Origin of the sequence: Streptomyces mauvecolor (assembly GCF_039532965.1) — a bacterium.
Taxonomy (GTDB): Bacteria; Actinomycetota; Actinomycetes; order Streptomycetales; family Streptomycetaceae; genus Streptomyces; species Streptomyces violascens.
In genome coordinates this window covers 1-654 of the sequence record NZ_BAAASQ010000063.1, presented here as the reverse complement: position 1 = coordinate 654, position 654 = coordinate 1, and the positions used below count along the sequence as shown (strand labels likewise).

1 pseudogene is annotated in these 654 nt (G+C 67.1%); it reads right to left on the bottom strand.

Going from position 1 to position 654, the window contains the following annotated elements:
• A pseudogene (locus ABD346_RS38220) lies at window positions 1-654 on the bottom strand (isoleucine--tRNA ligase); the annotation flags it as partial.

Sequence of the window (654 nt, the reverse complement as noted above, 5' to 3'; positions counted from 1 at the left end):
TGTACCAGGACGGCTGCGCGTAGTAGAGCAGCGCGGTGTGGCAGCGCCAGCAGTGCGGGTAACTGTGCTCGAAGGCTGCGTGGCGGAAGAGGAGGCCGCGGTCTTCCAGATCCTTCAGTACGGTGGCGTCCGCATCCTTGAAGAACTGACCACCGACCAGGTCGAGTTCGGGGTCGAACGTGCCGTCGGGGCGCACCGGGTTGACCAGGGGCAGGCCGTAGGCCTTGCAGACCTTGTAGTCGTCCTCGCCGAAGGCGGGGTTGGTGTGAACGAGGCCGGTGCCTGCCTCCGTGGTGACGTGATCGCCGTTGAGGACGAAGTGGGCGCCCTCGAGCGGGACGAGCTGGAAGGGCGGCCGGTAGCTCCACCGTTCCATCTCGGCGCCGGTGAAGGTCTCGCCTATCGCCTCCCAGCCTTCACCCAGCGCTGTAGCCATGAGCGCCTCGGCTACGACGACCTTCTCGTTGCCGTCCGTGGCGACGACGTACGTGATGTCTGCTCCCGCCGTGACGGCGGTGTTCGTGATGAGGGTCCACGGTGTGGTGGTCCAGGCAATGAGCGACGCCTCGCCTGCGAGGGGGCCGCTGGTGAGGGGGAAGCGGACGAAGACCGAGGGGTCGACGACCGTCTCGTAGCCCTGCGCCAGCTCGTGGT